The organism is Nesterenkonia flava (assembly GCF_031432335.1).
Classification (GTDB): domain Bacteria; phylum Actinomycetota; class Actinomycetes; order Actinomycetales; family Micrococcaceae; genus Nesterenkonia; species Nesterenkonia flava.
The window spans coordinates 1-1113 of record NZ_JAVKGT010000080.1 but is presented as its reverse complement, the minus strand read 5'-3'; the positions used below and the strand labels follow the sequence as shown (position 1 = coordinate 1113).

Sequence of the window (1113 nt, the reverse complement as noted above, 5' to 3'; positions counted from 1 at the left end):
TGTGATGTTCAGACACGTTGTTCCGACGAGGTTCGGTGAGTCCTGCTGAATAGGTGAAGACCTCCGGTGGTGAAGTGGAGCTGTCTAGGAACCGCTTCACACACAAACCGGAGGCCTTCATGTCCCACGCTAATGCCCTTCTGACCCCTCGTACACGCCTGCGCATGGCGCAGCTGGTCCTCGAAGACGGGTGGACTTACACCGCGGCGGGTAAGTACTTCCATGTCAGCGCCCGCACTGCCCGCAAATGGGCCCTGCGGTATCGCGATGAAGGTGTGGCGGGGATGCAGGACCGCTCTTCCCGTCCGCGCACCATGCCCACCAAGACCAGTCCTGCGATGACCCGGCGGATCGTGGCCCTACGGTGGCGCAAACGCCTCGGGCCAGTCCAGATCGCCGGCCGAGTGGGTGTTCCAGCCTCGACAGTCCACGCAGTGCTGGTCCGGTGCCGGATCAACCGGCTGGCCCATATCGACCGAGCTACTGGTGAGCCCCTACGCCGCTACGAACACGCTCATCCTGGGTCACTGATCCATGTCGATGTCACCAAATTCGGCAATATCCCCGACGGCGGAGGCTGGCGCTTCACCGGCAAGGCCCAGGGCAGGAAGAACCGCAGCGCTACTGCTCACCGCACCGGGGAACGCAATGATCATCGAAACCCGCGGCTGGGCACCTGCTACCTGCACACCGTGATCGATGATCACTCCCGAGTCGCCTACGCGGAGATCTGCTCTGATGAGACCGCAGCCACCGCCATCGGGGTACTGCAGAGAGCCACAGCATGGTTCCAAGCCCGCGGCGTCACTGTCGAACGTGTCCTCTCAGACAACGGCAGCGCCTACCGGTCTCGGGCCTGGTCGGCAGCCTGCGCGGCACTGGGAATCAAACCGAAGAAGACCCGGCCCTACAGGCCCCAGACCAACGGCAAGATTGAACGCTTCCACCGCACCCTCTCTGACGGATGGGCATACGCCCGCCTGTACCCCTCAGAAGCCGCGCGGCGCGCGGCGCTTCCAGGCTGGCTGCACTTCTATAATCATCACCGAGCCCACTCAGCCATCGGAGGCCAACCACCCATCACCAGGCTGACCAACCTCCCTGAACATCACA

Annotated in this window: 1 protein-coding gene; it reads left to right on the top strand. The window is 63.3% G+C overall.

Annotation, left to right across the window (positions count from 1 at the left end; all coding sequences use genetic code 11):
* Positions 1–119: 119 nt before the first annotated feature.
* A partial coding sequence (locus RH857_RS13530) for an IS481 family transposase (RefSeq protein WP_310538500.1) occupies positions 120–1113 on the top strand: 994 nt, incomplete at its 3' end.